Here is a 24,761-nt window from a genome sequence, read left to right on the forward strand (position 1 = left end):
ACCGGGGCCAACCGTTTCATGGCGCACCTCCGGCCACCACGCGCAGGCTGGTGCGCACCGTCAGGCGCGCTTGCAGGTCGTTTAGCTCGGTTTCTGGCACCCCATCGGGGTACCAAGTGCGCAGACTGATCACCATCTCGCGCGTCATCTCCAGCCCCTTGCGGCGCAGGTCGGCAGCGGCTTCAAACTGGGTCAGTACGCGGGCTGGCAAAGCCGTGCTGCTGGTGGTCGTGGTGGGCGCCAAGTCGGTGCCACGGCGGGGCATAAAGGTGCGCTCGGGCGCTTGGTCTATGACCTTGCCGGGGTCAATGCGGCCACCAAACGGTGTGGCCTTGGCGCGGCGTTTGGCCTCGGCCTCGGCATCGGTGCTGGCGTCCATCGCAAAGCGCTCCACCTCGCGGCGGTTGGCTTCCAGCTGGGTGTCGGCGGGGCGTGCCCAGTCTTCGCCAATGACGTTGGCATCCTCGCGAAAGCCCGCCTCGTTGCGCACCACCACCGGCACGCTGTGCAGCACCTCGTTACCGTCAGCGTCGGTGTCCACCACCATGGCGGCGTCTGGCACCCACGGGTTCAGGGTGATGTGCAGCTTCTCACCCACCATCACGCCGGGCACGTTGCGCACATCAAACTCGCGCCCTTTGTAGGACACGGTCAGCTGGTCGCTCACTTTGCGCGTCTCGGGCGCTTCGGTCAGCAGCGCTTGGCACACTTCTATCGGCGGCGCCACGCGCAGCTGCTCGGCCGCAATGGTCAGCCACGCGTCGTAGCGCGTTTTGCCGTGGCGGCTATGCACCTTGGTGGCGTTAAACCAGCGCGCCCAGCGCTGCGCTTGGGCGTTGAGCTCTGCCAAGTCGCGCACCGGGCGCAGGCGCAAGCCCGACTCAAAGCCGCGCTCAATCAGGTCGCGTGCTTTTTCTACCTGACCGGTGGCCCGTGCATTGCCGGGGGCGTGGGCAATGGTCTTGACCTGCAAGCGCCGCGCGAGGTTGCGGAACAGGCCGCTGGTGTTGGCACTGCCCATGTCCATCATCAAAATGAATGGCACGCCGTGGAAGGGGTCGCCCTCACGCTTTTGCGTGGCAGAGATAAAGCACTCTGACAAATTGGCACCGCTTTCGGCCCCCATCACGTACTGCACATAAATGGCGCTGCTGTAGTGGCAGGTGACTTCGTAGCTCCACACCCGGTCGGCCTCAATGCGTTTCAGGTTTGCGGGCTTGTTCTTGTAGAACTTGTCGCGATCCATCACTTGCAGGCCGCTTTCGGCTTGGGTGCGAGCGTTGAGGTAATACAGCACGCACAGGCTGGCATCGATTTGCCAGACGTGGTTGGGGTGCAGGCTTTTGAGCTCCACCGCCGGGGTGGGCCGGTTGAGCTGGTCGGGGTGCAGGCTGTAGTGGCGCAGCGCGCGGGCAATGGCCGAGTCGCTGAGGGGCGTTATTTCGCCGGTGGCGGGGTCGGTGCGCTGGGCGCGCACTTCGCCGTTGGCGCGCATCACATCCACGGCTTGGCCAATGGACATCAGGCGCTTGTTGGTTTTGCGGTGGCTGACCATCAGCGCGGCGCTGATGGCAATGGCCTCAGTGCGCGAGAGCGAGACATCGCCCGCATCACTGCGTTTTTTGCGTTCGGGTTTCATGGTAATTTTTCCAAGTTGGCGGTGCAGCGTGGCGGCGCTCATGCCCAGCTCGGCGCAGGCCGCTGCATAGACGGCGGTTTTGCCGCCGTGCGGGGCCGCCTGTGCGGCTTGGCGCACCTGTACCAAGCGGGTGACGATCACGGGGTTGAGCGACATGGGTGATCAGGCCTGTAAGGGGGTGCCGGGCTTACTCAGCCCACTGCGCCACTTCGCCTGCCAGCTGCGCGTCGGCGGCGTTGCTCACGTCGGGCAGGTTGAACTCTTCGCGCAGCGCGTTCAAGTCGGCCTGTATCTGCCCCACCAGACCGGCCATAAACACCGACTGGGTGCCGCTGGCAGCGGGCACATCGTTCAGCGCCGTCAGCGCTTGGCGCACCCCACCACGAATGGCACCCAGCGCGTCGCGGGTGATGGTGGTGGCCTCTTTCATCACCTCCTCCAGCACCTCATCGGCGGACATAATTTGGATGCGGTGCTCCAGCCGGTCAATCTTGGCGTTCTTGTCGGCCATCAGCTTTTCGCTGGCCTCTTTCTCCTTGTGCGCATCGCGCAGCGCGGCGCGCAGTTGGCTGGCGCTCATTTTTTCTACAGCGTCCATGTTGGTCAGGTTTTCCAACACGTCGTCGTCGTGGGTGACCAGTTCCAAGAAGGCGCTGGCGCTTTTTACTTGGGTGCTCAATTGTTCCAATTTGGAACTTTTGGCTGTTTTGGCGGCGGCTTGCATGAATCGAAACGCGGTAGTCCTAGCGAATCCAAGCATCTCGACACGCTGTGCAAACTCGCCGTGGGCAGTCAGCTCCTTCAGTACCAGCAGCCGCTTGCCAGTCTCCAGAATGGCCTCCACAGTGCGGCGCTGATAAAAGCGAATTTCATCTTCCAGCGCGCCTACGGTCATGGCACCCTGGTAGCCAATCTGCACCGCCATCGCATGGGCTGCGTCGTTGGCTTCTATGGTCAGCGCGGCCAACTGATTGGCGGCGCTGAACTCTTGTGCAATCACGACGGTGTTGGCGGGGGTCTCTTTGCTCTGGGGCATGGGGGTCTCTTGGCGGGCCATGTGGTTTCTCTCTTTTGGGTTTCAGGGTTCAGGGTTACAGGGGTACGGAATAACGGGCGCTGATGTCGTCCAGCTGCTGCTTGGCTTTGTTCAGGTTGGTGCTCACGGTCAGCGCAATGCGCACAAACTGCACGCCCAAGCGCCAGCGGTTGGTACCAGCCACTTGCTCGACATAGCCGGTGGTGGCCAGTGCGGGCAGGTTCTGGCTGACCCAACTGGCGGGCACGCCTAGGCCTTTGGCAATCTCGCCGGGCGCCAAGCCCAGCACTTCGTGGCCGGCCAGCAAGCGAAACAGGTCGCAGGTTTTGCGGATCGGGCCGGCCAGTGGGTAGTCGGGGGCGCGGCTCATACCTGCCCCCGCTCGACAAGGTATTTCCACTCGGTCATGCCCATCAGGTTGCCCGCCAGCCAAGCGTCGCTTTGCGCGGTGCCGCAGGGGTAGGGGCTGCCAAGTTGGCGCAGGCCAGCTTGCTGGCGCAGGCCGCGCAGGGCGCCTGCCTTCCACTCGGGGCTGCGGGGGCAGTGGGCGTATTCGGTGTCGTACACGCGCTGGGTGGCGTGCAGGACGCACGGCGGGGTGTTTGCGGCGGTGTTCATGCCACACCCCCAACCCGGCACGCGGCCAGCAGTCCCAAGCGGCGCGCTGCACTGCGCTGGTAGCTGACGCTGGCCACGCTGCAACCGAGCCATGTGGCGGTGTCGCTGCGCGTTAGGCCGTCGGCAAAGTCCTGCACCACGGGGCGCAGCTTGGGGCGGATGGTGTCCAGCGCAGCGACGTAGCGCGCTTGCAGGTCGGCCAAGTCACGCTCTTGCTGGCGGAAGGCGGCGAGGAACTTCCACTTCCATGCCATGGCCTCGGGGCCGGTGAAGCCCATGGCAACCACGGCAAAACCGTCATGGCTCAGTTCGTAGATGGGGCGCTGGCGCAGCTTGCCCTTGAGCAGGTAAGGCTCGGATTGCTCCTGAAAATTAAGGAGCAATTCGTCGCTGGGCGTGTCGTCCATCACGCGACGGATGGCGTCCATCACGTTGTCATGGCGCTTGCCAAAGTGCTCGGCAATCTTGACGCTGGTGGTGTAAATGCGCGCGCCGCAGTGGGCAACAAGCAGCGATTCAGGAAACAGGTCGGGGTTGTGCATGGCAAAATCTCTCAGCTAGTGATTGAATGGGTGGGGTGGCGCGGGGTTTTAGGCCGAGGTCTTGGCAGAGTCGGACTTGAGACCCAGCGCCACCGCTACTTGGTGCGTCTGGCCGCGCCAAGCGGGGGTTCTGCCGTTGAGAACGCGGTACACCACGTCACGCGGAAAGCCATGGGCGTCAGCCCACGAGGCAACGGTTTCACCGCGCTGGCGGAAATTGGCTTTGATTTGTTGGGGGGTCATGAAGGCTCCTTCGTTTGAAGCCTCGGCCTCAATGGCACACAGGACATAGCCCAGCGGGCCGGCGCCTACGGCGATGACGGCGGCGTTCATGCCAGCGCCCGCTTTGGATCGGTCACAATCTCGCCAGCCTTGAGGCCCAAGGAAACGGCAATGCGGTGGGTCTGTCCCATTGTTGGATTGCGGCGGCCCGACAGCACCTCGAACACGAGGTTGGGCGAGTAGCCGTTGGACACCGCCCACTGGGTGATGGATACGCCTTTGCTGCGCAGTTCGGCACGGACTTGTTCGGGGGTTCTAAGCATGGGGATAGGCTCCTTTGGTTGTGTTGATTGGTTGCTCATGTGTCGATTATGGGCAATAAATTACCCATTTGCAATAGTTAACGGGAAATTTTTTATGCACTTAGGTGAACGCATCAAAGAAGAGCGGGAACGGCTCGGCCTCAATCAGATTGATTTCGCCGCGCTTGCAAGCTCCACGCGCAAGACGCTTTTCAATTGGGAGAGTGGTGCAGCGACACCCAATGCAACCGTTCTTGCAGCTTGGGCCGCCCACGGTCTGGATGTGCTGTATGTCGTGACCGGCCAGCGCAGCCCCTCAATGCCCGCTACAGACCCTGCCGAGCAGGTGCTGCTCGACAGCTACCGCCGCTGCGGCGCTCAGGCGCGGCAGAACCTGATTCAGACGGCAGCACTGCTGTCAGCGGGCATATCCCTGCCAACACTAGGCAAGCAAGGCGCCGCGCCGCGCGGCAGTGCTGGCGGGCAGCAAATCAACACTGCATCTGGTGCCGTGCAAGTCTTGGGTTCAAAAAACCGGGTTACCACTAAGCGAACTTGAGGACAAGCGTGAATGAATGAAAAGAAAAAAACCGGCGCGCAGGTCATTCAATTTCCCGGTGTAAAGCGATCTCCCGTCGAGGTAACGCAAAAGATCAGCGGCCACGGCAATGTAGGCGTCGTGGGCGATGGCAACCACGTGCAGATCAATCTTGCTGGCGTAGCGCCCAGCAAATCTTTCAAGTACATCGTGCAGCCAGGGCCGCAACACATAGGCCCAGCCGAAACGGCTGAGGTTCGTGAATTGGTGTCAAAGATAGCCGCTGCAACCGGACGAGGGCACTCTTTTGTGTGGTCAACGATCAAGCGTGAACACCGCTTCGCTAGGTACGAGTTGTTGACTCCAGAAATTTATGAACAGGTGTGTCAGTATTTGCGTAGGTGGATTGCCCGCTACACAGCAAAACCCACTGGGAGCGCGGAAGACCAACGCAAGCATCTTCTCAAGCGCATCCACGCTGAAGCGAGGAAAAGGCATGGCGTGCTTGACCAAATTCACGCCTACGTTTCGGGCCGATTCGGAACGAGTAGCTTGGCCGACCTTGCGCCTGGACAACTGCACGAAGTCATCAGGCAATTTCTTCTGTAGTGCCCATTCAAGTAAAGAGCCGCAGTGGAAGCAGGATGACTCGCCTTGACGTGCTAAAGCCCGCTGGCTCATGGACGTTCGATGTCCTCAAGGAATGGCTGAAAGCCGAAATCACCCAAGGCCTGCCGACCCTCAGGGGATTGGGCCAGTAGCTCCAGCAGCTCTTGCGTGGCGGCTGCCAGCGCCCGTTGTGCATCGGGCAGCAAGGCCAGCTCTAGCGGTGTTTTTTTGCGCCAAGCCTTGCTTGTATCGCCAGCAAATTCGAGCGGTAAATCCGGTGCTGTCTGGCGCATAACCCAATGCGCGGCCATGCGTGCAAGCTGCGTTGGCAGGGGAGGTGTGCGGGACGCGGGCAGCGGCTCGCGCGGTGGTGGCGAAGGTGGCGGAACATTTATATGCATTTGCTGATGGTGCAGGTGGGCACCGCCCGCCAATAACTAAAACGCTTTACCCAAGCCCTCGGGCGTGTGCGCGGCATTCTGCTGGGCATGACGCTCAAATCCCATATCCCCTTGTGGCTGCGCGCCCCGCGCAACAGCCTGTTTGTGTTGCTGGCGGTGTTGCTGCTGGCCTGTATTGGCTGGCTGGCACCGGTGCAGCTGCCGGTGGTGCTGTACAAGGCGGCGCTGATAGCGCTGGCGGCCGCTCTTGGCTACTGGCTTGACCGCGCGCTGTTCCCCTACGCCCGGCCTGACTCCTTTCTCTGGCGCGACTGGCGCAAGGGCACCAACGAGCCCGAGGGCGATGTGGACTTTCCCATTGCCCATGCCCAGTACATGAGCGCGTATTGCGCGGCCCAGCTGCGCCGCGCCATCGTGGTCGGCTGTGTGGTGCTGGGTGTGGCGACGGGGCTGTAATGCGCCGCGCCGCTCAAGATTTTGCGCTGGCCGTGCTGGTGGTGGCGCTGTGCGCGCTGGCCGCTTGTGCGCTACCGGCACACGCCCAAGCGCCGCCAGCTGCGCAGCCCTACCGAGCGCTGCTGCTGCGCACGGCGCACGCGGTGTGGGGGCTCAATGCGCCGGTGGCGGTGTTTGCTGCGCAGGTACACCAAGAAAGCGCGTGGCGCCCGGGCGCGCTGTCGCACGTCGGCGCTCAGGGCTTGGCACAGTTCATGCCCGCTACCACGCAATGGATTGCTGGCTTGCACCCAGACCTTGCGGTGCAGCAGCCCTACAACCCAGCGTGGGCGCTGCGCGCTTTGGTCACTTATGACCTGTGGCTGTACCAGCGCACCCCCGCGCGCTACCCGCCACACGACCGTATGTGGGTAGCCCTGCGCGGCTACAACGGTGGACTAGGCCACTGGCAAGCGGAGGCCGCCAGTACCGGGCTGGCCCAGCCAACGCGCGCCCAAGTGGACGGTGCGTGCGGGAGGGCCAAGCGATCCCCAGTGCATTGCCGCGAAAACCTGGGCTATCCGCACCGCATTCTGGTTGTCGTGCAGCCGCGCTATGCGCAGTGGGGGCCGGGGCTATGAGTGCCGCTGCCCGCTGGCTACTAATAGGTGCTGCGCTGGTGGGCGCTGTGGCCGGGGTCAATGCCTGGCAGAACCATTTGATAGCGCGTGGTGACGCACAAGGTGCAGCACGGGTGCAACAGGCTTGGGATGCACAAGAAACCGCCCGCAGCCGCGCCACTGCGCGCGACAACGCCGCCAAATTTCGCAACGCTGAAAGACTTGTCGATGAAGATGCCCAACGTGAGGCCGCGCGCCTGGCCCGTGATGCTGCTGCTGCCACTGCTGTGCGCAGCCTGCGCGCCGAAGTGGCCCGCCTCAACCGCCGCCCCCATCCCTACCCGGCAACTGATGCCGGCCTTGCCGCCTGCGCTGGCGAAGCCACCACCGCCCGAGAGCTTTTCTTTGAAGGCGCAAGCGCTTATCAAGAGCTGGCAACAGCGGCTGACGGACTCAGCAGCCAAGTGACAGGCCTGCAATCTTTTGCCAGCAACGTCTGCCGCGCCGGTCAGACAGAAAACGGATCGCCCAATGACTTTGCAGATTGAATTTTGGCAGCTGCTGGGGTTGCTCCTCAGTGGGCTGGGTGTGTTTTGGGGGGTGGTCAAGCACAGCTTGGGCCAATCTCAGCACCATTTAGACGAGCGTTTTACGCTGCAAGACGCTGCCCGCGAGGCCAACCACAAAGCGCTGGCCACGCGCCTTGACGGCATGGAGCAGATCAACCGCGACGAGGCTGCGCAGTGGCAGCGCATCGAGCGCGACCTGCTCAAGATGCAGGCGGAAATGCCGCTGCACTATGTGCGCCGCGAAGACTACATCCGGGGCCAAAGCGTGATCGAAGCCAAGCTCGATGCGCTGGGCTCCAAGCTGGAGGCCGCCCAGCTGCGCGCGGCCGCAGGAGGACACCATGCAAGCAATTGACCACACCCGACTGCGGCGCGAAGCGCTGCGCTGGCTCGCGCTACTCACCCTCAATAACGCGCGCCCCATCGGTGCTTTTGAATCTCTGGTGCTGTCGGTAGCGCAAAGCGAATACCCCGACGCCACGGCGCTGGAGCTGCGCCGCGAGCTGGACTATTTGCACGGGCGCGAGCTGGTGCGCGTAGACAAACAGCCCAGTGGCAAATGGTTTGCCGAGCTGACGCGCCACGGCGTGGACGTGGCCGAGTACACCGTGGTCTGCGAGCCCGGCATTGCCCGCCCGGCCAAATACTGGTGAGCGGTATGGGCCGCAAAAGCAGTGTGTCGCGCCTGAGTGTGCAGATCAAGAGCTACATCGAGGCCATGCTGGCCACCGGCGCGCAGACGCTCGATGAGCTGATACGCGACCTGCAAGAGCGCTTTCCCGCCGAGGCGCAGGCGGGCAGCCTGCCCAGTCGCTCGGCCCTGCACCGCTACGGCGCCAAGCTGGACCGGCGCTTGTCCGCCATCCGCGCTAGCACCGAGGCCGCCAAGCTGATCCAAGCGCAGGCGGGCGACGACAAGGACGCGCGCAGCGAGGCGCTCACGGCGCTGATCCAAACAGAGTTGTTCGAGGCTATTTTGGCGCTGCAAGAGGCCGACGACCCCGAGGCCAATGCCGAGGATCGGGTGGCCATGCTCAGTTCGGCGGCTAAGAACATTGCGACGCTGACGCGCTCAAGCGTGAACCTCAAGCAGTTTCAGGTGAAGGTAGAGAAGGACACACGCGAGCGGGTGCTGGCCGAGCAGCGCACCAAGCTCGACGAGCTGGGCAAGACCGGCACTGTGCCCGCCGACGTGCTGGCCCAAGTGATCAAGGCGGTCTATGACCTTTGATCTGGCACCCGCTGCACCCGCCTTGCAGCTGCACCCCTATCAGCGCCGCTGGGTGCAGGACGCATCGCGCTTCAAGATTGCCATGTTTGCGCGCCAATGCGGCAAAACCTTTACCAGCACGCTGGAGCTGGCACTGGATGTGGTGCGCGCCGAAGCCGAGGGGCGGCGCGTGCGCTGGGTGATTTTGAGCCGGGGTGAGCGCCAAGCGCGCGAGGCCATGAACGAGGGTGTCAAGCTGCACCTGCGTGCCATGCAGGCCGGCTTCAAAGAGTTTGAGACCGAGTTCAGCGCCAATGTGCGCTCGCTGGAGGTGGAGTTGCCCGGCGGCAGCCGCATCACGGCACTACCCGCCAACCCGGACACGGCGCGCGGCTTCAGTGCCAATGTGTTGCTCGACGAGTTTTCCTTTCACCAAGACAGCCGGGCGATTTGGCGGGCGCTGTTTCCAGTGATCTCCAAGCCCGGCCTGAAGCTGCGCGTGGTCAGCACACCCAATGGCAAGGGCAACAAGTTTTATGAGTTGATGACCGGCAAGGACGACGGCTGGAGCCGCCACACCACCACCATCCATCAGGCGGTGGCAGACGGCCTGCCGCGCGACATCGAGGAGCTGCGCCGAGGCGCGAGCGATGAGGACTTGTGGCGCCAAGAGTTTGAGCTGGAATGGCTCGACGAGGCCAGCAGCTGGCTGGACTACGACCTGATTGGCGCCTGCGAAGACGACTTGGCAGGTGAGTCGGCCCACTACAGCGGCGGCCCGTGCTTTGTTGGCGTGGACATTGCCGCGCGCCACGACTTATTTGTCATCTGGGTACTGGAGCAGGTGGGCGATGTGTATTGGACGCGCGAGATTATGGCCAGAAAGCGCATCAGCTTTGCCGAGCAAGCGGCGCTGCTGGACGGGGTGTTTGCCCGCTACCGCGTGATGCGTGCCTGCATGGATCAAACCGGTATGGGCGAGATGCCGGTGGAGGATGCGCAGCGGCGACACGGCTCTATGCGGGTGGAGGGTGTGCTGTTTACCGGCCCCAACAAATTGACGCTGGCTACGCGCGGCAAAGAGGCGTTTGAAGACCGGCGCATCCGCATTCCGGCGGGTGACCCGGTGCTGCGCACCGACCTGCACAAGCTGCGCAAAGAGACTGGCCCCACCGGTGCGCCGCGCTTTGTGGCCGAGAGCGATGGCGCGGGCCACGCTGACCGCACTTGGGCGTGTTTTTTGGCGCTTAACGCCGCTGGGCAGGCGCCGCCAGCCATCGACTACATCCCCGTGCCCGGTCACGCGCGCGGGTTCGACAACCACACCCATCTACCTGCCGACCTGGACTTTTCCATGCCAGAGCCGGGTGGCTGGTAAGGAGCACCGCCATGGCAAAAATTTTGGGGCCAGACGGCCAGCCCATCAGCCGCGAAGTGCTGGTGCAGCCGCAGACTTCGCACCTCTCGCACTTGCAGCGCGAGCTGCAAACCCACCCCACGCGCGGGCTCACGCCGTCCAAGCTAGCGGCCATTCTCGATCAGGCCGAGCAGGGCGACTTGCAGGCGCAGTTCGACTTGTTTGAGGACATGGAAGAAAAAGACGGCCACATTGCCGCCGAGCTGGGCAAGCGCCGCCGCGCGCTGCTGGTCGATTGGACAGTGGCGCCGCCCGATAACCCCAGCCCCCAAGAGAAGTTGGCCGCCGAGCGGCTGACCGAGCTGCTGGGCGAGATTGCCGATTTTGAGGATGTGCTGTTTGATGTGACCGATGCGATCGGCAAGGGCTTTTCTTGCGGCGAAATCGAGTGGCATAAGCCAGGCGCGTACTGGCTGCCCAAGACCATCACGCACCGGCCCCAAAGCTGGTTCAGCGTCCACCGGGGCTACCGCCAAGAGCTACGTCTGCGCAGCAATACGGTCGGCGCTGATGGCAGTGTTGGCGAGCCGCTGCTGCCGTTTGGCTGGATCACGCACATCCACAAAGCCAAGAGTGGCTACATCGAGCGCACGGCGATGTTTCGCCAGTTGGTCTGGCCGTATCTGTTCAAGAACTATTCACTTGGCGACTTGGCTGAATTTTTGGAGATTTACGGCATCCCGGTACGCATCGGCAAGTATTCCAGCGGTGCCAGCGAGAAGGAGAAAATGACGCTGCTGCGCGCGCTGACCGGCATTGGCCACAACGCGGCGGGCATCATCCCCAGCGGCATGGAGCTGGACTTTATGGATGCGGCCAGCGGTGACCCCGCTGCATTCGAGCTGATGATCAACTGGTGCGAGCGCACGCAATCAAAGGTGATTCTGGGCGGCACGCTGACCAGCGGGGCCGACGGCAAAAGCAGCACCAATGCGCTGGGCAACGTACACAACGAGGTGCGTAAAGACCTGCGCGACAGCGACATCCGGCAGGTGTGCAGCACGCTGACGCGCAGTTTGCTCTATCCGATGGCCGCACTCAACGGCCTCGCGCCCGATGGTGTGCGCCGCTGTCCGGTTTTTCGGCTGGACACGGGCGAGACAGAGGACATGACGGCCTATGCCAACGCATTGCCTAAGCTGGTCAGCATTGGGATGCAAATTCCGGTGCAGTGGGCGCAAGAGAAGTTGGGCATTCCGCAGCCAGAGGCGGGCCAGCAGGTGCTGCAAGCGGCCCCAAGAAATTTTGGTATTGCTGCCGCTACCGGGCAGGTGTCCACAGCGGCACCGACCAGTCCACACATGGCCATGCTGCCCCAGCTGGCGACCCATGTCCGTGCGCCAGCGGCCACGTGGGTCGAGCAAGTGCGTGCGCTGGTCACGCAGGCCAACAGCTTGGAAGACATCCGAGATGGCCTAGTGCAATTGCAGCCCGATATGTCACTGGACGACTATGCGGCGGCTATGGCCGAGGCCCTGAGCGCTGCGCAGTTGGCCGGGCGCTATGAGGTGCTGCAAGAGGCTGCGGCGCTGGGTTCAGGGGGCGGCTGATATGCCTCAAGCGCCTCAAGCCGCCTATGGCTCGCTGCCCTTTGCCGAGCAAATAGCGTTTTTCAGGGCCAAGATCAATCTGCCCACTGCGCACTGGACGGATATTTACAAGGCCGAGCACGATTGGGCCTTCGTGGTGGCCGGTGCCAATCGCAATGCCATCGTGGAGGACTTCAGGGCGGCGGTGGATCAAGCCATTGCCCAAGGTACGACACTGGAGCAGTTTCGCAAAGATTTTGATGCCATCGTGGCGCGCCACGGCTGGGACTACAACGGCGGGCGCGATTGGCGCAGCCGTGTTATCTATGAAACCAACTTGAACACCAGCTATGCCGCCGGGCGCTGGCAGCAGTTGCAGGCCGCGCCGTTTTGGCAGTACCAGCACAGCGAGTGGGTGGAGAGTCCACGCCACCAGCATGTAGCTTGGGATGGCTTGGTGCTGGCGCGTGACGATTCATGGTGGCAGACTCACTTCCCACCCAACGGCTGGGGCTGTCAGTGCAAGGTGTTTGGCCTGTGGCCGCGCGACTTGTCACGCCTAGGTAAAAAGGTGCCAGACCCGTCCCCCCCGGTGCAATGGCTGGAGCGCGAGATCGGCAAGCGTAGCCCAAATGGACTGCGCATAGTGAAGGTGCCCGAGGGGATTGACCCAGGGTTTGAGTACGCACCGGGCAACGCGCGCCTGCAAAGCGCCATACCGCCCGAGCGGCCCGAGCCGCCCATGCCTGGTAGCGCGGGGGGGCTGGGCCTGCCCAACCGCCGCCCGCTTGAGCCGTTACCGCCTCCACGTCCAATACTCCCAGAACAGTTGCTGCCTGCTGGCTTACCTCCAGAAGAGTATGTTCGTGCCTTTTTGGCACCGTTGGGGGGCGAGCTGGATCGCTCCACCATCGTGCCCGATGTGATTGGTGAGCGCTTGGTTGTTGGTAAGGAGCTATTCCAGACCGCCAGAGGCGAGTGGAAGGTTTTGAAACTGGGTCGCGAACGATTTTTGCCGCTGTTAGCTCAGGCGCTTCTACAGCCAGATGAAATCTGGGTACGTATGGAGTGGATGTATGCCTTGAATAAAGCTGTAGTTCGCAGGCGCTACGTGGCCCGGTTTTCCGTAGAGGGGCAGGAAGTACCAACTCTGGTGGTGTTTGAGTACGGCGAGGGCGGCTGGTCAGGCATTACTGCGTTTCAAGGAGCTGCCCAGACAGCAGACGACTGGCGTGTTGGCGTACGTCTGTACGCCAGAGAATAGAAATAAAAAAGCCCAGAACGGCACCGCATACTGGGCTCCTCCGGGGGTAGGGTCGGTTGGCTCGGTGCAGTCTTCTCACCCGATGAGTTGCAACGATTATAGGAAATTTCACCATGGCAGAAACGCACTTTTCTGTGGACTTTGATGCCAGATCGGTCATCGTCAGCCTGCGTGGGCTGCCAGATGCCATCGACCACCCTGCGCCGCTACTGGCCCAGCTAGGCGAGTACGCGCTGCGCACAACAACCGAGAGGTTTAGGACGCAAACCGCACCGGACGGCACGGCGTGGGCCAAGCTGACACCTCGGTATCAGCGCGAGAAGCCCCGCAACAAGAATCGCATCCTGACATTAAACGGCTACCTGCGCGGTCAAATGGCAGTGCAGGTCAACGAGAAATCAGTTCAGGTGGGCAGCAACTCTATTTACGCCGCCACCCATCAGTTTGGTCGAGGTGCAATTCCGACCCGCCCCTACCTAGGCCTGTCGGATATCGACCGTAACGAGATCGTCGAGCGCACGCAAGACTGGCTACAACGGCAGATGAGAGGCTGATTCCGTCTTTGCACCACACGCAAGACATTTGCATTAGCCGGTTTCACTTTATCCCGCCTCAGCCCCGTAAATTTCGATTTATCGCGCCTCTCACTCTTTCTTTATCTCAACTTCCGTTATGCAGCACGCTGGCGTCGGTATTTACCAGTGACAGCGCAAAGCGCTGGCCTGCCAGATAGTCTTCCAGACTGCGCAGCAGCAGCGGGCTGCGATGGCGCTCGGGGCAGGCGCGGATTTCGTCGCCCGTCATCCAGACGGTGCGCACGATGCCCGTATCCAGCGCGCGCCCGGCATGGTGGGCGCCGACGCTGCCGGCAAAGGCAAAGCGCAGGTAGGTCAGGTCTTCTTGCGTGCCGGTTTTGGTGAAGCGGTTGAGGTACACGCCAACTAAGGCTGTTGGCATGAACTCGTGCGCCGTTTCTTCCAGCACCTCGCGCGCGCAGGCGCTTTGCGGCGACTCGCCCGGATCGAGGTGACCGGCCGGGTTGTTCAGTTTGAGCCCGTCGCGGGTTTGTTCTTCCACCAGCAGAAAGCGGCCATCACGCTCCATGATGGCGGCCACGGTGACGTTGGGTTTCCAGCGGTTTGGCATGGCCGGCATTATCACCACGGCGGCTGACAGCGCCGTGACACAGAGATGACAGGCGCTGCGTTCACGCCTTCAGGCCTTTACGCCCAAGCGCCGCGCCAGTTTGTGCAGGTTGCTGGCGTCCAGGTCGAGTTGGCGTGCTGCTTGCGCCCAATTGCCGTGGTGCGTGGCCACGGCGGCCAGGATGGTCTGGCGCTGGCAGTCGTCCACGGCGCTGCGCAGCGTGATCGCGCTGAGCGCGCCGCTGGCTGCCGTGGCGTGGCTGGGCGCCAGAGGGGCCGCTTGGGCGGCGGGTGCTACGCCCGGCGTGGGCAGTGCATCCAGATCCAGCCAATGCGCCGGCAGCGTGACGATGGCGTTGGGCGCTACGCCTTGGCTCAGCGCTTTGAGGGCGGCGCGGCTGATGACATGTTCCAGCTCGCGCACGTTGCCGGGCCAGTGGTAGCGCAGCAGTGCGGCCTGCGCGTCGCCCGCCAGGCGCAGGCTGCGAAAACCCAGCCGCGCGCGGTTGAGTTCCAGAAAGCGCCCGGCCAGCAGCAGCACATCGCCGCCGCGCTCGCGCAACGGCGGAATCGGTGCCGGATACACCGACAGGCGGTGGTACAGGTCGGCGCGGAAGGCACCGCTGGCCACTTGGTCGCGCAGGCTGCGGTTGGTGGCAGCGACGATGCGCACGTTCACGCGCCGCGGCGTGTCGGCGCCCAGTCGCTGGATTTCGCCGTTTTGCAGCGTGCGCAGCAGCTTGGCCTGCACCGACAGCGGCAATTCACCCACTTCGTCCAGAAACAGCGTGCCGCCCTCGGCGGCTTCAAAGCGGCCCGGCCGGTCGGCCACCGCGCCTGAAAACGCGCCCCGGCGGTGACCGAACAGTTCACTCTCGGCCAGCGACTCGGGCAGTGCGGCGCAGTTGACATGCACCAGCGGCTTATGGCGGCGCGGTGAATGGCGATGCAGCAGGCGCGCAAACAGCTCTTTGCCAACGCCAGTTTCCCCCAGCAGCAGCACCGGCAGGTCCGAGCCCGCCACCACCTTCATCTCTTGCAGCAGGCGCGTCAGCACCTCGCTTTGGCCCATGATTTCGGTGTCGCCGGGGGTGTCGGTGGCTGCGGTATCTGCGTCGCCGTGCATCGGTGGCGTCAGGCGCAGTGCGTGGTTTTCCTGCTCCAGGCGAGCGACGCGGATGGCGGCTTGCACCAGCGCAGTGCACGCTTGCAGCGCGGTGCGGGCCGCTGCGTCAAAGGTGCCGGTCTGCAGAGCATCCAGCGTCAGCACGCCCCACGGCTGGCCGTCGATACGCAGAGCCACGCCCATGCAGTCGTGTACCGGCAGTGGCTCGCCGACCAGCGCATCGAGCAGGCCGTCGTAGGGGTCGGGCAAGGTGCTGTCGTGGTCAAAGCAGGTGACGGCGCCGTTGCGCGCCAGGATGGTCGCCAGCCGCGGGTGCTGGCCCACGGCAAAACGCCGCCCCAGCGCCTCGCCTACTAGGCCATCCAGCGCCACCGGCCGCAGGTGCTCTTCTTGCAGGCGCAGCAGCACCACGGCGCCGCAGCCAAAACGGGTGCGCAGCCAAGTCACCAAGCGCTGCAGGCGCACGGCCTGGGGCAGGTCGCTGGCCAAGTCGGCCAGCGGATCGTCATCGGTAGGCATTGGTATTTATGACCATTTAGCGGTTAAAAATACCGTGAATATAAGGGTTAAAAACACCATGGTGGCGTGTAAGTCGTTGATGTGTGGTCGCGGCGCGGCTGGCCCCAGTCTTGCTTAGATACGAGGGTATGTCTGGCAATGCCACTGCCTCGGGCGGTGGTGATGCCGGGATTTTTCCTCCTGACAAAGAAAGACCATAGGTATGAACATCGATCGCTTCAAACACGAGCACGTCAGCATTCTGGAGAGCATTGCCACACTGCGCCGCCTCACCCAGAGTGGTGTGGCCACCCATGCCGCACAAATTGCACAGGGCGTGGTGGCGATGAGCTCACTCATCAAACTGCACCTGGCGGTGGAAGACCGGGTGCTGTACCCGGCACTGCAAAACGGCTCCGATGCCCAGTTGGCGCGGCTGGGCCAGCGGTTTCAGCAGGAAATGGGCGCTATCGCCAATGCCTACATGGCTTTTGCCCGGCGCTGGAATACCGCTGAGGCGGTGCGCGGTGATGAGGCCGGTTTCAAGGCGGATGCCAATACGGTGCTGCGCCAGGTCTACGAGCGGATGCAACGTGAAAACCACGATTTCTATCCACGTATCGAGGCGATGGACGCTGTCGCTGCGTAGGAATAATACCGTTATATTTTGCGATTATCACTATTAAAAAAATAGCTTATAACGCATGTTGAATAAGGGCTAGAGGCTGAATTGACGGTTATGGAGGTGGCTGCTGCTCTGCATCGGTCCAGCGCTGCTGGACCTGCATCGAAAGGCGCAAAAAAGACAAAAGGCTGAGATCGGCTATTTTTATAGTCGGATATATACCCACACGCAATATCAAATATTTGCAATAATTGAATGTTTTTGTTTCTTGATGTGCGAGATATTTGCATGACTGTCAATGCGGTGTCAAAGCGCTTCGCTCCGAGTGGCTATTGCCCTTGAAGCGGCTGGCAAAAATATCCATGCCGGCATGTCTTATGGCCGCAGCGCATTTGTCACCCTTAGAAAGCCTGTGTATGTCCTCCCCCTCTCAGCCTGCCCCGCCTGGAATGCGCATCAAGACCCGTCTGGGCTTGGGTTTTGGCTTATTGATTGTCATGATGCTGGCGATGGTGGCGGTCGGCTTCATGGGTCTGACCAGCGTCTCCAACAGCAATAAACAGCTGATTGAGCGGGATTGGGTCAAGGCCGACGCAGCCAACACCTTGAGTTCCATTGCACTGGCCAATGGGCGGCGCACTGTGGAAATTCTCACCGCCCCCACCGATGCCCACCGCGCCCAGATGCGCGCGGAAATCGGCGGTGGGCGTGACGCTTTCATCAAGGCCTTCAAGACCTTGCAAGACATGGTGGAGCTGCCTGAAGCCCGGGCGCTGCTCAAGCAGGCTGAAGAGGCACGCGGGCGCTATGTCATCTCACAGGCCAAGTTCAACAGCTTGGTCGATGAAGGGCGCCTCGAAGAGGCCGCCACCGAACTCAATGGCCACACCCTGCGCGAGCTGAATGCGGTGCAAGTTAGCGTCGATGCGCTGGCACAAGCGGAGCACCGCACGGTGATTGAAAACGGCACCCGGGCTGCGGCCGAGGCGCAAACCGCCCGCCTGATTCTGCTGGCGCTGGGTGGCTTCGGCCTGCTGTGCGGGCTGGTGCTGGCGGTGCGCATCACAAACTCCATCGTCAGGCCCTTGATGGCTGCCGTGCAGGTGGCGCAAGCGGTGGCCGCCGGTGACTTGACCAGCCGCGTCGAAGTGCGCACCAGCGACGAAACCGGCCTGCTGATGCAGGCCCTCAAGGACATGAATCAGAGTCTGTCGGCCATCGTCAGCAATGTGCGTGGCAGCACCGACGCCATTGCCACGGCCACTAGCCAGATTGCTGCCGGCAACCTGGACCTGTCCTCGCGTACCGAAGAGCAGGCCAGCGCGCTGGAGCAGACCTCGGCGTCGATGCAGGAGCTGGCCGGTGCCGTCAAACAAAACTTTGACAGTGGCAAACATGCCAACGAGCTGGCCGAGTCGGCCTCCCAGGTGGCTCTCAAGGGGGGAGCCGTGGTGGCTGAGGTGGTGCACACCATGGAGGCCATCAACACTTCCTCGCGCAAGATCGCCGACATCATCAGCGTCATCGATTCCATCGCCTTCCAGACCAACATCCTGGCCTTGAACGCTGCCGTGGAAGCGGCGCGTGCCGGCGAGCAGGGGCGCGGCTTTGCCGTGGTGGCGTCTGAAGTGCGCAGCCTGGCCGGGCGCTCGGCCACAGCCGCCAAAGAGATCAAGGGCCTGATCGACGCCTCGGTGGACAATGTCAGCCAGGGCTGCACGTTGGTCGAGCAGGCTGGCAGCACCATGGATGAAATCGTCGTCAGCGTGCGCCGTGTGGCCGACATCATGGGCGAGATCAGCCTGGCCAGCCAGGACCAGACCCAGGGCATTGAACAGATCAACCAAGCCATGGTGCAGATGGATCAGGTGACGCAGTCCAACGCTGCACTGGTCGAAGAGGCTGCCGCCGCTGCCCAAGCGCTGGAGGGGCAGGCGCAGGCACTGGTGCGTACCGCCAGCGTGTTTCGCCTGCAACCCCACCACCCATTGCTGGCCCTGGCGGCTTAAGAGGAAAGACGTATGGCTTATTTTGAGTGGGCGGATGACATGGTCATCGACAACGGCCCGATCGACGATGACCACCGCAAACTGGTCCAACAGGTCAACGCCTTGCACAGCGCCACCAGCCAGGGGCGTGGGCAGGACATGGTGGCGCACTTGCTCGCTAGCGTGATTGCCGATACGCAGGAGCATTTGCGCCGCGAAGAACACCTGATGGAAGTGGCCAAATTTCCTGATCTGGAACGGCACAAACAGGGCCACGTGCAGTTTGTGGAAAAGCTGCACGATTTGCAGCAAAAGCACCAGAGCGGCAGCATCACGGTGGCCTCGCAGCTGTCCACTTTGCTGCGCGATTGGCTGTCGCTGCACATTCGGCGCGGCGACAAAGGGTTGCAGCGCTTCCTGCAGTTGCAGCGCTTCCTGCAGCAGCAGCAGCAGCGCCGCCCCGCCGTCAAGTAACAAGTAACAAGTAACGCCGTGTGCTTTTAAAAGCACGTACGCCTTGTGGATGCGCATGATGGGGTGGCTTGGTCAGGGCTCAGGGCTGCAGGTAGAGGCGGACCAGGCGTTGCTGCGCCGCTGCATTGACGCCCAGCACCCGCTCCAGGTAAGGCGCAATACCGCCGTACTCGACTTCCACGCCATGCAATGCGGCTTCCAGGAAATCTTCCTGTACGCGCCACAGCACCTGCAGCCCGGCGGGCGTGGTGGCGGCGTCGCCCCAGTGGCTGGGCGGGCGGTACAGCGTGTTGGTCAGCAGGTAGTCCTGCATCACTACGGCGCGTGGTACGCCCAGCGCCAGCAGGATCAGCGCGGCAGCAAAACCGGTACGGTCTTTGCCGGCGGTGCAGTGAAAGACGAGGGGGGCGTCGCTGTCGAGCAGCAGCTCAAACAACTGCGCAAAGCGCGGCGCGTGCTCAGTGACAAAGCTGCGGTAGGTGGCGTGCATCAGGCGCACCGCCTGCGCCGCGGTCAGGCGGTCACCCTGCGCTTGCAGCGCCTGCTGAATCAGGATCGGCTCAATCTCCAAAGTGTGCGTGGCCACGCCGGGCAGGGCATAGGCCTGCGCCGCGCGCTCGGTGACACCGCGAAAATCGGCGCTGCGGGTGATGCCCAACTCGCCTAGCCGGGCCAGGTCGGCCGGCGTCAGCGCTGCCAGATGGTCAGCGCGGAACAGGTGGCGCCACTTCAGCGGCCGCCCACCGTGTCCGGCGTAGCCGCCCAGATCACGAAAATTGCTGGCCCCGCTCAGGGCGATGGTGCGCGGGGGCGGCTCGGCAGGGGCGGCAGTGGGGGTGGTATGCATGGCAATTCAATGTGTTTTTAGTATCAAATCGGCCTCTAGCCCTTTAAATAGTTGCGCTAGTAGCTATGTTTTTAATAGTATCGGTGCGCTGGGTGCGCTGGGTGCGACTGTGGGGGTGTAACCCAACGCTGCCAGCAGGCTGCTGGGGCGCTGGCGCTGCGCCAGCAGGGTGAGTTGCTGGCGTGCGCGCGTCATGCCGACATAGAGCAGATTCTGTTCTTCGCCGGCCTCGGCCTGCGGCGTCGGAAAGAGGCCGCGCTCCAGAAACGGAATTACCACTTGGCCAAACTCCAGCCCTTTAACCTGCCCGATACTGGCCAGTACCAAACTGGCGGTGCTTTTCAGTGTGTGCTGTTGCTGCTCGATGCGATTGAGGTGCAAAAAATAGTCGCGGGCTGAATCAAAGCCTTGCGCTGCGCTGCACAGGCCGGCTAAGTTGTCGCGCGCGTCTTGGCGGCGTTCGCGCGACACCAGTACCTCGTTGAGGAGGGCGTCGATGTGCAGTGCTTGCAGCAGCCGCGCCAGCATGTCGGGCGCGGGCGGTGCTTGCGCCACCTGTACCGCCCGTTGCAGCCGCTGTTGCATGGCTGGCGCCACGTTGTTCAAGATTTGGTTTTGAAAGAAATTTTGCAGAAACAGCGGGTTGTCAGTGACGCTGCGGATGGCGTCGGCCAGCAAGTCGGCCTGTGACTCGTCCTCGCGCCCGGCGACGACGATGCGGGCACCGCAAAAAAACACCAGCGCCTGCATCAGTTTTTCGCGCGTGCGTGGCTCGGTCACGCTGTCAAAGTTGTCGGTGGCTACCGCCAGCAGGCCGCGCACCAGCAGCACTTCGGGGCGCAGCAGGTAGCTGTCAAAGCCGTTGGTGCGGTAGGGCAGACCCTCGGCCAACAGGCGGTTTTCAATACCGACCGACTGGCCGGGATGGCGTAGCAGCACCGCAAAATCGGCCATTTTGGCGCGCGGCTGGCCACGCCACTGCAGCGCCTGGGCCGCTACCTGCGCGGCGCAGTCGGCGGCATCGTCGTAGGCCAGCAGCGTGACGGCCGTATCGTGCGCTGCCAGCGAGCTGTACGGCTTGTGTGCCAGCCGACCCGCCTTGACCGCCAGCTTGGCACCAAAACGGTGGCTGGGCGTGAGCGGCAAGCGCAGCACCTTGCGTCCAGTGCGCTGCGCGATGGCCTCGCCCATAAAGGCACTGTCGGCGCCGCTGGCGCTGTAAATCACTTGGTCGCGGTCACCGACACCGCAAAAGAACGCCTGCGTGGTGTTGAGCAGCTCTTGCAATACGCGAAACGCGGCCTGGTTGACGTCGTGCATCTCATCGACCAGCAACACCCGCAGCGCGCGCGGCCAAGCGCGCAGCTGCTGCACCGCGCCGCCTTGCTCCAGCCACAGTGCCAGATCGTAGGTGGCGTCGCCCGGCCCCTGAAACACTGGCTGCTGCACCAGTTCGTGCAGGCGAATGCGCTCAAAGGCCAAAAATAGGCGCAGCTGGGTGTAGCTCACGCCAAGCGCACCGGCGTAGTCGGGCGAAGGGCGGGCGCCATCCCGCTCCAGCGTGTCTTTCATCGTGCCCTTGAGCCACGCGGCGCGTTGTAAAAACTCTTCGACAAAGCCGCTGTCGCCGAGGTTGGGCAGCGCCAAATCCTCGGGCCAGCGCTCCTCTTCGTTCCTCTCGACACGCTGCACCGCCTCCCAGACAAAGGGCTGCAGTTCTTCCAGCGTCTGGTACGGCGTGGCGGGCCGGTCCAGCGTTGCTTGCAGCAGTTGCGCGCAAAAATCTTCAAAACGGCTGATGCGAAAACGCTGCGCCACCGGCGCCGGCACGCCGACCTTTTGCAGCGCCGCCCGCAGCGCTTGGCAGGCGGTCTCGGTGTGCGTCAGCGCCAAAAAATCTTCCGGCCGAATGCCGCGCGCCCAGCCCTCGGCCATGCGCAGCGCCAGCGTGGTGGTTTTGGCGGCGCCGGCGTTGGCCTCGATCAGCAGGGTTTGCGCGCTGGCGGTTTGCACCGCCAGCTGCTCTGCCGTGGGGGTCATGGTTTTGGCAGCAAAAGCCGCCACGCTGGTCATGCCAAGTGTTTGCCGACGATGCCGGCCAGCTCAAACATGGTGATTTGCGGCTTGCCAAACACCGGCAGCAGTTGGGCGTCGGCGTTGATGGCGCGCTTGTTGACGCTGTCTTGCAGGTTATGGGCCTTGACGTAGTCCCACACTTTTTTGATGACCTCGGTGTGCGCTACCGGTTCGCTGCCAATCACCGCGGCCAGTGCGGCGCTGGGCTGCTTGCCGACGGCGGGTTTGCGCGGGGCTTTGACTGCGGCAGTTTTGGCGGCAGTGCTCTTGGTGGCGGTGGATTTAGTGGTTTTTTTGGTTGCAGCGCTGGTGGGACGTGCGCTAGTAGCTACAGTTTTGGTAGCGCCAGCGGCAGTCTTGCGCGGCGGGAATTTGCTCGGCGCAAATTCAAAGCCGACCTTGCCGGCTTCGGCGTCCCACGCCAGATGCGCCTTGAAGGCACGGCGGGTGCGCATGCTGACGAACTTGTCCAACAGGTCGGTCTTGCCGGTTTCCAGCAGCTTGGTGACTTGCTCGCGCTCCACCGGTTGCTGCAAGATGATTTTGCCGGTCTTGAAGGTGCAGCTCGGTGTCGGCTGGGCGTGGGTCGGTACGGCTTTGCTGCAGACGTAGTTGCTGCCGTGCTCGTGCACCGGTGCACCGCAGGCGGGGCAGGGACCCAGGCTGGCGTCGGTGAATTCCACCAGTTCGCCCGATTCTTCGGCTTTCTTGTCGTCGCCAAAGTCAAATTCGAGCTTGTAGTTGTGCGTTTCCTCGTCGTACTTGAGCACGATCTCGGACGTGAACGGCCAGCCAGCCTTGGAGCGAAAGCCCTCCAGCGGGCCGATCTTGTGCGTTGCCAGCAGTGCCTCGGCTTCGTTCGGCTCAAAGGTGCGGCCCGCCGGCGATTTGCCAAACGAGAAGCCGCACGGCTCGGCGCCGGCCTTGCCGATACAGGCGTAGCGGCGGTAGTTTTCTGTCACCACGCCGCCGCAGTTGGGGCAGGGCGCTTCCAGGCGGGCGTAGTCGCCGGGGATGGTGTCGCGGTCGTACTCTTTGGCTTTTTTCACCATGCGCTCGGTCATGGCGGCAATTTCTTGCATGAAAGTGGCGCGCGACAGCAGGCCTTTTTCCATCTGCGACAGCTTGTATTCCCACTCACCGGTCAGGTCGGCGCGGGCCAGTTCTTTCACTTCGAGGCCGCGCAGCAGCGTCATCAGCTGAAACGCTTTCGCCGTGGCGATGATTTCGCGGCCTTCACGCAGCATGTATTTTTCGGCCAGCAAGCCTTCGATGGTGGCGGCGCGCGTGGCGGGCGTGCCCAGACCCTTTTCCTGCATCGCCTCGCGCATGGTTTCGTCTTCAATCTGCTTGCCGGCGCTCTCCATCGCGCCCAGCAGCGTGGCTTCGGAGTAGCGCGCCGGGGCTTTGGTTTTCAGGGCCTTGGCATCGACCTGCTCGGCATTCGGGCGCTCGCCTGGCTGCACTGGCACCAAGTTTTGGCCCTTGTCGCCTTCTTTGGCGTCGGGCACTTCGCTGGCAATTTCTTTGCCGTAAATCGCCAACCAACCCGGTTTGACCAGCACCTTACCCTCGGTCTTGAAGTGCTGCACGGTGCCGGCTTGCTCGACTTTGCTGATGCGCGTCGTCACCAAGTATTCAGCGCTCGGGAAGAACACCGCCATGAAGCGGCGCACCACCAGGTCGTACAGCTTTTGCTCGGCTTCGGACAGCTCGCCGGGGGCTTGCAGCGTCGGGATGATGGCAAAGTGGTCCGACACCTTGCTGTTGTCAAAAATGCGTTTGTTCGGCTTGACATAGCTGCCATTCAGCGCCGTGCGCGCGTGCGGTGCCAAGTGCGCCATGCCGCTGCTGGCCAGCATCTCGAAGGTTTCTTTGGCCACCGGCACATAGTCTTCCGGCAACGCGCGCGAGTCGGTCCGGGGATAGGTCAGCGCCTTGTGGCGCTCGTACAAAGCCTGTGCCAGCGCCAGCGTGGTTTTGGCGGAAAAGCCGAACTTGCCGTTGGCCTCGCGCTGTAGGCTGGTCAGGTCGAACAACTGGCCGGGCGCTTGCGTCGTCGGCTTGCTTTCTTCCGTTACCGTGGCGGCTTGGCCGCGCGAGGCGTCGGCAATGGCGCGGGCTTGGTCGGCGGACCACACGCGGTCGGCGCGCTGCTCGGCGTCTTCGGGGTTTTTCTTCCACTGCGGATCAAACCATTTGCCCGGGTAATGGCCCGCCTGGGCGGCAAAACTGGCGTGGATTTCCCAGTAATCGCGGCTGATGAATTTGCGGATTTTTTCTTCGCGCTCGACCACCAAGGACAGCGTCGGCGTCTGCACCCGGCCCACCGTGGTCAAAAAGAAGCCGCCGCCCTGCGAGTTGAACGCCGTCATGGCGCGCGTGCCGTTGATGCCGACCAGCCAGTCGGCCTCCGAGCGGCTGCGCGCCGCGTCGGCCAGGCCCTGCATCTGCTCATTGCTGCGCAGTTGGTTAAAGCCGTCGCGGATCGCCTGCGGCGTCATCGATTGCAGCCACAGCCGCTGCACCGGTTTGCCCAGCGGCTTGGCGCCACCGGCGTATTGCTCGATCAGGCGGAAGATCAGCTCCCCCTCGCGGCCGGCGTCGCAGGCGTTGATCAGTTCGGTGACGTCTTTGCGCTTGGCCAGTTTGACGACGGCGTTCAGGCGGGTTTTGGTTTTATCCACCGGCTTCAGATCAAAGCGCGGCGGAATGACGGGCAGGTTGGCAAAGCTCCACTTGCCGCGCTTGACGTCGAACTCTTCCGGCGCCTGGATCTCTACCAAGTGGCCGACGGCGCTGGTGACAACGTAGCGCTCATTTTCAAAGTGCTCATCGTGTTTGTCGAACTTGCCGGCAATGGGCGTCAGGGCGCGCACGATGTCTTGTGCAACGGATGGTTTTTCTGCAATTACCAGGGTCTTGGTCATGTTGGGTTCTCGCCATACGGCTAGTACCGGAGAGATGCTCCGGGCGCTTCTACAATCTGGGCCTCTCGCGCGTGCCTGCGCACGCACATGTGTGCTCATTT

Annotated in this window: 28 protein-coding genes; 15 read left to right on the forward strand and 13 right to left on the reverse strand. The window is 62.8% G+C overall.

The features are described from left to right. Nucleotides 1-16: 16 nt before the first annotated feature. Genes Q390_RS0113265 through Q390_RS0113295 form a run of 7 tightly spaced genes read right to left on the reverse strand, consistent with a single transcriptional unit; the run spans nucleotide 17 to nucleotide 4,380 of the window. Complete coding sequence (locus Q390_RS0113265; RefSeq protein WP_027996498.1) at nucleotides 17-1,795, reverse strand: DDE-type integrase/transposase/recombinase; 1,779 nt, start codon at nucleotides 1,793-1,795, stop codon at nucleotides 17-19. Between the two features lie 31 nt (nucleotides 1,796-1,826). After that, nucleotides 1,827-2,675, reverse strand: a complete 849-nt coding sequence (locus tag Q390_RS0113270; RefSeq protein WP_245606920.1) for a hypothetical protein — start codon at nucleotides 2,673-2,675, stop codon at nucleotides 1,827-1,829. 55 nt (nucleotides 2,676-2,730) lie between these two features. Continuing rightward, the gene (locus Q390_RS0113275) at nucleotides 2,731-3,045 is read right to left on the reverse strand and encodes a helix-turn-helix domain-containing protein (RefSeq protein ID WP_027996500.1); all 315 of its coding nucleotides are present in this window, start codon (nucleotides 3,043-3,045) and stop codon (nucleotides 2,731-2,733) included. Then, nucleotides 3,042-3,293, reverse strand: coding sequence for a hypothetical protein (locus Q390_RS0113280; protein WP_027996501.1), 252 nt, complete (start codon nucleotides 3,291-3,293; stop codon nucleotides 3,042-3,044). Before Q390_RS0113280 ends, Q390_RS0113275 begins: the two co-directional genes overlap by 4 nt. Further along, entirely contained in the window at nucleotides 3,290-3,835 is a 546-nt protein-coding gene (locus Q390_RS19210) for a Rha family transcriptional regulator (protein WP_051603245.1), read from the reverse strand. Before Q390_RS19210 ends, Q390_RS0113280 begins: the two co-directional genes overlap by 4 nt. A gap of 48 nt (nucleotides 3,836-3,883) precedes the next feature. Then, nucleotides 3,884-4,168, reverse strand: a complete 285-nt coding sequence (locus Q390_RS0113290; protein ID WP_245606921.1) for a DNA-binding protein — start codon at nucleotides 4,166-4,168, stop codon at nucleotides 3,884-3,886. Next, nucleotides 4,165-4,380 carry a DNA-binding protein gene (locus Q390_RS0113295; protein ID WP_027996503.1) on the reverse strand — a complete coding sequence of 72 codons (216 nt, stop codon included), beginning with the start codon at nucleotides 4,378-4,380 and terminating at the stop codon, nucleotides 4,165-4,167. The genes Q390_RS0113290 and Q390_RS0113295 overlap by 4 nt, the downstream gene beginning before the upstream one ends. Before the next feature lie 94 nt (nucleotides 4,381-4,474). On the opposite strand from Q390_RS0113295, the gene Q390_RS18525 reads away from it, so the two are divergent. Both Q390_RS18525 and Q390_RS0113305 read left to right on the forward strand, forming a co-directional pair. Then, nucleotides 4,475-4,918, forward strand: coding sequence for a helix-turn-helix domain-containing protein (locus Q390_RS18525; RefSeq protein WP_051603246.1), 444 nt, complete (start codon nucleotides 4,475-4,477; stop codon nucleotides 4,916-4,918). A 12-nt stretch (nucleotides 4,919-4,930) separates the two neighbouring features. Then, entirely contained in the window at nucleotides 4,931-5,506 is a 576-nt protein-coding gene (locus tag Q390_RS0113305) for a hypothetical protein (protein WP_027996504.1), read from the forward strand. Nucleotides 5,507-5,574: 68 nt separating this feature from the next. On the opposite strand, the gene Q390_RS0113310 is transcribed toward Q390_RS0113305, so the two are convergent. Further along, complete coding sequence (locus tag Q390_RS0113310) at nucleotides 5,575-5,799, reverse strand: hypothetical protein (protein ID WP_027996505.1); 225 nt, start codon at nucleotides 5,797-5,799, stop codon at nucleotides 5,575-5,577. 174 nt (nucleotides 5,800-5,973) lie between these two features. On the opposite strand from Q390_RS0113310, the gene Q390_RS0113315 reads away from it, so the two are divergent. The 10 genes from Q390_RS0113315 to Q390_RS18540 all read left to right on the forward strand — a co-directional run bounded on the left by Q390_RS0113315 (nucleotide 5,974) and on the right by Q390_RS18540 (nucleotide 13,505). Then, the gene (locus tag Q390_RS0113315) at nucleotides 5,974-6,363 is read left to right on the forward strand and encodes a putative holin (protein WP_245606922.1); all 390 of its coding nucleotides are present in this window, start codon (nucleotides 5,974-5,976) and stop codon (nucleotides 6,361-6,363) included. After that, nucleotides 6,363-6,983 (forward strand): transglycosylase SLT domain-containing protein, encoded by a 621-nt coding sequence (locus Q390_RS0113320; RefSeq protein WP_027996507.1) that lies wholly within the window; start codon nucleotides 6,363-6,365, stop codon nucleotides 6,981-6,983. The genes Q390_RS0113315 and Q390_RS0113320 overlap by 1 nt, the downstream gene beginning before the upstream one ends. Next, a complete protein-coding gene (locus Q390_RS18530) occupies nucleotides 6,980-7,510 on the forward strand; it encodes a hypothetical protein (RefSeq protein WP_051603247.1) in 531 nt (176 codons plus the stop codon). Before Q390_RS0113320 ends, Q390_RS18530 begins: the two co-directional genes overlap by 4 nt. Then, on the forward strand, nucleotides 7,494-7,886 hold the full coding sequence (locus tag Q390_RS0113330) for a hypothetical protein (protein WP_027996508.1): 393 nt from the start codon (nucleotides 7,494-7,496) through the stop codon (nucleotides 7,884-7,886). Before Q390_RS18530 ends, Q390_RS0113330 begins: the two co-directional genes overlap by 17 nt. Continuing rightward, the gene (locus Q390_RS0113335) at nucleotides 7,873-8,184 is read left to right on the forward strand and encodes a hypothetical protein (RefSeq protein ID WP_027996509.1); all 312 of its coding nucleotides are present in this window, start codon (nucleotides 7,873-7,875) and stop codon (nucleotides 8,182-8,184) included. The genes Q390_RS0113330 and Q390_RS0113335 overlap by 14 nt, the downstream gene beginning before the upstream one ends. A gap of 5 nt (nucleotides 8,185-8,189) precedes the next feature. Beyond that, nucleotides 8,190-8,762, forward strand: coding sequence for a phage protein Gp27 family protein (locus tag Q390_RS0113340; RefSeq protein WP_027996510.1), 573 nt, complete (start codon nucleotides 8,190-8,192; stop codon nucleotides 8,760-8,762). Then, nucleotides 8,752-10,119, forward strand: coding sequence for a terminase large subunit domain-containing protein (locus Q390_RS18535; RefSeq protein ID WP_156949907.1), 1,368 nt, complete (start codon nucleotides 8,752-8,754; stop codon nucleotides 10,117-10,119). The genes Q390_RS0113340 and Q390_RS18535 overlap by 11 nt, the downstream gene beginning before the upstream one ends. An 11-nt stretch (nucleotides 10,120-10,130) precedes the next feature. After that, the gene (locus Q390_RS0113350) at nucleotides 10,131-11,708 is read left to right on the forward strand and encodes a DUF935 domain-containing protein (protein WP_027996511.1); all 1,578 of its coding nucleotides are present in this window, start codon (nucleotides 10,131-10,133) and stop codon (nucleotides 11,706-11,708) included. Between the two features lies 1 nt (nucleotide 11,709). Next, the gene (locus Q390_RS0113355; protein ID WP_027996512.1) at nucleotides 11,710-12,951 is read left to right on the forward strand and encodes a PBECR2 nuclease fold domain-containing protein; all 1,242 of its coding nucleotides are present in this window, start codon (nucleotides 11,710-11,712) and stop codon (nucleotides 12,949-12,951) included. A 113-nt stretch (nucleotides 12,952-13,064) separates the two neighbouring features. Next, nucleotides 13,065-13,505 (forward strand): phage virion morphogenesis protein, encoded by a 441-nt coding sequence (locus Q390_RS18540; protein ID WP_051603248.1) that lies wholly within the window; start codon nucleotides 13,065-13,067, stop codon nucleotides 13,503-13,505. Nucleotides 13,506-13,611: 106 nt separating this feature from the next. Here the strand turns inward: Q390_RS18540 and Q390_RS0113365 are convergent, their stop codons facing one another. Together Q390_RS0113365 and norR are read right to left on the reverse strand one after the other, a co-directional pair. Next, nucleotides 13,612-14,097 carry an NUDIX hydrolase gene (locus tag Q390_RS0113365; RefSeq protein ID WP_037473051.1) on the reverse strand — a complete coding sequence of 162 codons (486 nt, stop codon included), beginning with the start codon at nucleotides 14,095-14,097 and terminating at the stop codon, nucleotides 13,612-13,614. A gap of 69 nt (nucleotides 14,098-14,166) precedes the next feature. Then, a complete protein-coding gene (gene norR, locus Q390_RS0113370; RefSeq protein ID WP_037473025.1) occupies nucleotides 14,167-15,741 on the reverse strand; it encodes a nitric oxide reductase transcriptional regulator NorR in 1,575 nt (524 codons plus the stop codon). Nucleotides 15,742-15,943: 202 nt separating this feature from the next. On the opposite strand from norR, the gene Q390_RS0113375 reads away from it, so the two are divergent. The 3 genes from Q390_RS0113375 (at nucleotide 15,944) to Q390_RS18545 (ending at nucleotide 18,807) form a co-directional block, all read left to right on the forward strand. Further along, nucleotides 15,944-16,369, forward strand: coding sequence for a hemerythrin domain-containing protein (locus Q390_RS0113375; RefSeq protein WP_027996515.1), 426 nt, complete (start codon nucleotides 15,944-15,946; stop codon nucleotides 16,367-16,369). Nucleotides 16,370-16,761: 392 nt separating this feature from the next. Continuing rightward, nucleotides 16,762-18,354 (forward strand): methyl-accepting chemotaxis protein, encoded by a 1,593-nt coding sequence (locus tag Q390_RS20555; protein ID WP_281174788.1) that lies wholly within the window; start codon nucleotides 16,762-16,764, stop codon nucleotides 18,352-18,354. 12 nt (nucleotides 18,355-18,366) lie between these two features. Further along, entirely contained in the window at nucleotides 18,367-18,807 is a 441-nt protein-coding gene (locus Q390_RS18545; protein WP_051603249.1) for a bacteriohemerythrin, read from the forward strand. Nucleotides 18,808-18,886: 79 nt separating this feature from the next. Here Q390_RS18545 and Q390_RS0113390 read toward each other — a convergent pair whose 3' ends face one another. The 3 genes from Q390_RS0113390 to Q390_RS0113400 form a co-directional block, all read right to left on the reverse strand. Beyond that, a complete protein-coding gene (locus Q390_RS0113390) occupies nucleotides 18,887-19,654 on the reverse strand; it encodes a tyrosine-protein phosphatase (RefSeq protein ID WP_051603250.1) in 768 nt (255 codons plus the stop codon). 63 nt (nucleotides 19,655-19,717) lie between these two features. Further along, nucleotides 19,718-21,727, reverse strand: coding sequence for a UvrD-helicase domain-containing protein (locus tag Q390_RS0113395; protein ID WP_027996518.1), 2,010 nt, complete (start codon nucleotides 21,725-21,727; stop codon nucleotides 19,718-19,720). Next, nucleotides 21,724-24,660, reverse strand: a complete 2,937-nt coding sequence (locus Q390_RS0113400; RefSeq protein ID WP_027996519.1) for a DNA topoisomerase III — start codon at nucleotides 24,658-24,660, stop codon at nucleotides 21,724-21,726. Before Q390_RS0113400 ends, Q390_RS0113395 begins: the two co-directional genes overlap by 4 nt. Between the last annotated feature and the right edge of the window lie 101 nt (nucleotides 24,661-24,761).

Origin of the sequence: Simplicispira psychrophila DSM 11588 (genome assembly GCF_000688255.1) — a bacterium.
GTDB classification, from domain to species: Bacteria; Pseudomonadota; Gammaproteobacteria; order Burkholderiales; family Burkholderiaceae_C; genus Simplicispira; species Simplicispira psychrophila.

Coding starts and splice junctions, on each gene's coding strand:
- Q390_RS0113305 (WP_027996504.1), top strand. CDS start 4,931: ATGAATGAAAAGAAAAAAACCGGCGCGCAGGTCATTCAATTTCCCGGT.
- Q390_RS0113335 (WP_027996509.1), top strand. CDS start 7,873: ATGCAAGCAATTGACCACACCCGACTGCGGCGCGAAGCGCTGCGCTGG.
- Q390_RS18535 (WP_156949907.1), top strand. CDS start 8,752: ATGACCTTTGATCTGGCACCCGCTGCACCCGCCTTGCAGCTGCACCCC.
- Q390_RS0113280 (WP_027996501.1), bottom strand. CDS start 3,293: ATGAACACCGCCGCAAACACCCCGCCGTGCGTCCTGCACGCCACCCAG.
- Q390_RS0113340 (WP_027996510.1), top strand. CDS start 8,190: ATGGGCCGCAAAAGCAGTGTGTCGCGCCTGAGTGTGCAGATCAAGAGC.
- Q390_RS0113290 (WP_245606921.1), bottom strand. CDS start 4,168: ATGAACGCCGCCGTCATCGCCGTAGGCGCCGGCCCGCTGGGCTATGTC.
- Q390_RS0113400 (WP_027996519.1), bottom strand. CDS start 24,660: ATGACCAAGACCCTGGTAATTGCAGAAAAACCATCCGTTGCACAAGAC.
- Q390_RS20555 (WP_281174788.1), top strand. CDS start 16,762: ATGTCCTCCCCCTCTCAGCCTGCCCCGCCTGGAATGCGCATCAAGACC.
- Q390_RS18540 (WP_051603248.1), top strand. CDS start 13,065: ATGGCAGAAACGCACTTTTCTGTGGACTTTGATGCCAGATCGGTCATC.
- Q390_RS0113270 (WP_245606920.1), bottom strand. CDS start 2,675: ATGCCCCAGAGCAAAGAGACCCCCGCCAACACCGTCGTGATTGCACAA.
- Q390_RS19210 (WP_051603245.1), bottom strand. CDS start 3,835: ATGCACAACCCCGACCTGTTTCCTGAATCGCTGCTTGTTGCCCACTGC.
- Q390_RS0113295 (WP_027996503.1), bottom strand. CDS start 4,380: ATGCTTAGAACCCCCGAACAAGTCCGTGCCGAACTGCGCAGCAAAGGC.
- Q390_RS0113365 (WP_037473051.1), bottom strand. CDS start 14,097: ATGCCAAACCGCTGGAAACCCAACGTCACCGTGGCCGCCATCATGGAG.
- Q390_RS0113375 (WP_027996515.1), top strand. CDS start 15,944: ATGAACATCGATCGCTTCAAACACGAGCACGTCAGCATTCTGGAGAGC.
- Q390_RS0113355 (WP_027996512.1), top strand. CDS start 11,710: ATGCCTCAAGCGCCTCAAGCCGCCTATGGCTCGCTGCCCTTTGCCGAG.
- Q390_RS0113390 (WP_051603250.1), bottom strand. CDS start 19,654: ATGCATACCACCCCCACTGCCGCCCCTGCCGAGCCGCCCCCGCGCACC.
- Q390_RS0113265 (WP_027996498.1), bottom strand. CDS start 1,795: ATGTCGCTCAACCCCGTGATCGTCACCCGCTTGGTACAGGTGCGCCAA.
- Q390_RS0113330 (WP_027996508.1), top strand. CDS start 7,494: ATGACTTTGCAGATTGAATTTTGGCAGCTGCTGGGGTTGCTCCTCAGT.
- Q390_RS0113395 (WP_027996518.1), bottom strand. CDS start 21,727: ATGACCAGCGTGGCGGCTTTTGCTGCCAAAACCATGACCCCCACGGCA.
- Q390_RS18530 (WP_051603247.1), top strand. CDS start 6,980: ATGAGTGCCGCTGCCCGCTGGCTACTAATAGGTGCTGCGCTGGTGGGC.
- norR (WP_037473025.1), bottom strand. CDS start 15,741: ATGCCTACCGATGACGATCCGCTGGCCGACTTGGCCAGCGACCTGCCC.
- Q390_RS18525 (WP_051603246.1), top strand. CDS start 4,475: ATGCACTTAGGTGAACGCATCAAAGAAGAGCGGGAACGGCTCGGCCTC.
- Q390_RS0113275 (WP_027996500.1), bottom strand. CDS start 3,045: ATGAGCCGCGCCCCCGACTACCCACTGGCCGGCCCGATCCGCAAAACC.
- Q390_RS0113310 (WP_027996505.1), bottom strand. CDS start 5,799: ATGCGCCAGACAGCACCGGATTTACCGCTCGAATTTGCTGGCGATACA.
- Q390_RS18545 (WP_051603249.1), top strand. CDS start 18,367: ATGGCTTATTTTGAGTGGGCGGATGACATGGTCATCGACAACGGCCCG.
- Q390_RS0113320 (WP_027996507.1), top strand. CDS start 6,363: ATGCGCCGCGCCGCTCAAGATTTTGCGCTGGCCGTGCTGGTGGTGGCG.
- Q390_RS0113350 (WP_027996511.1), top strand. CDS start 10,131: ATGGCAAAAATTTTGGGGCCAGACGGCCAGCCCATCAGCCGCGAAGTG.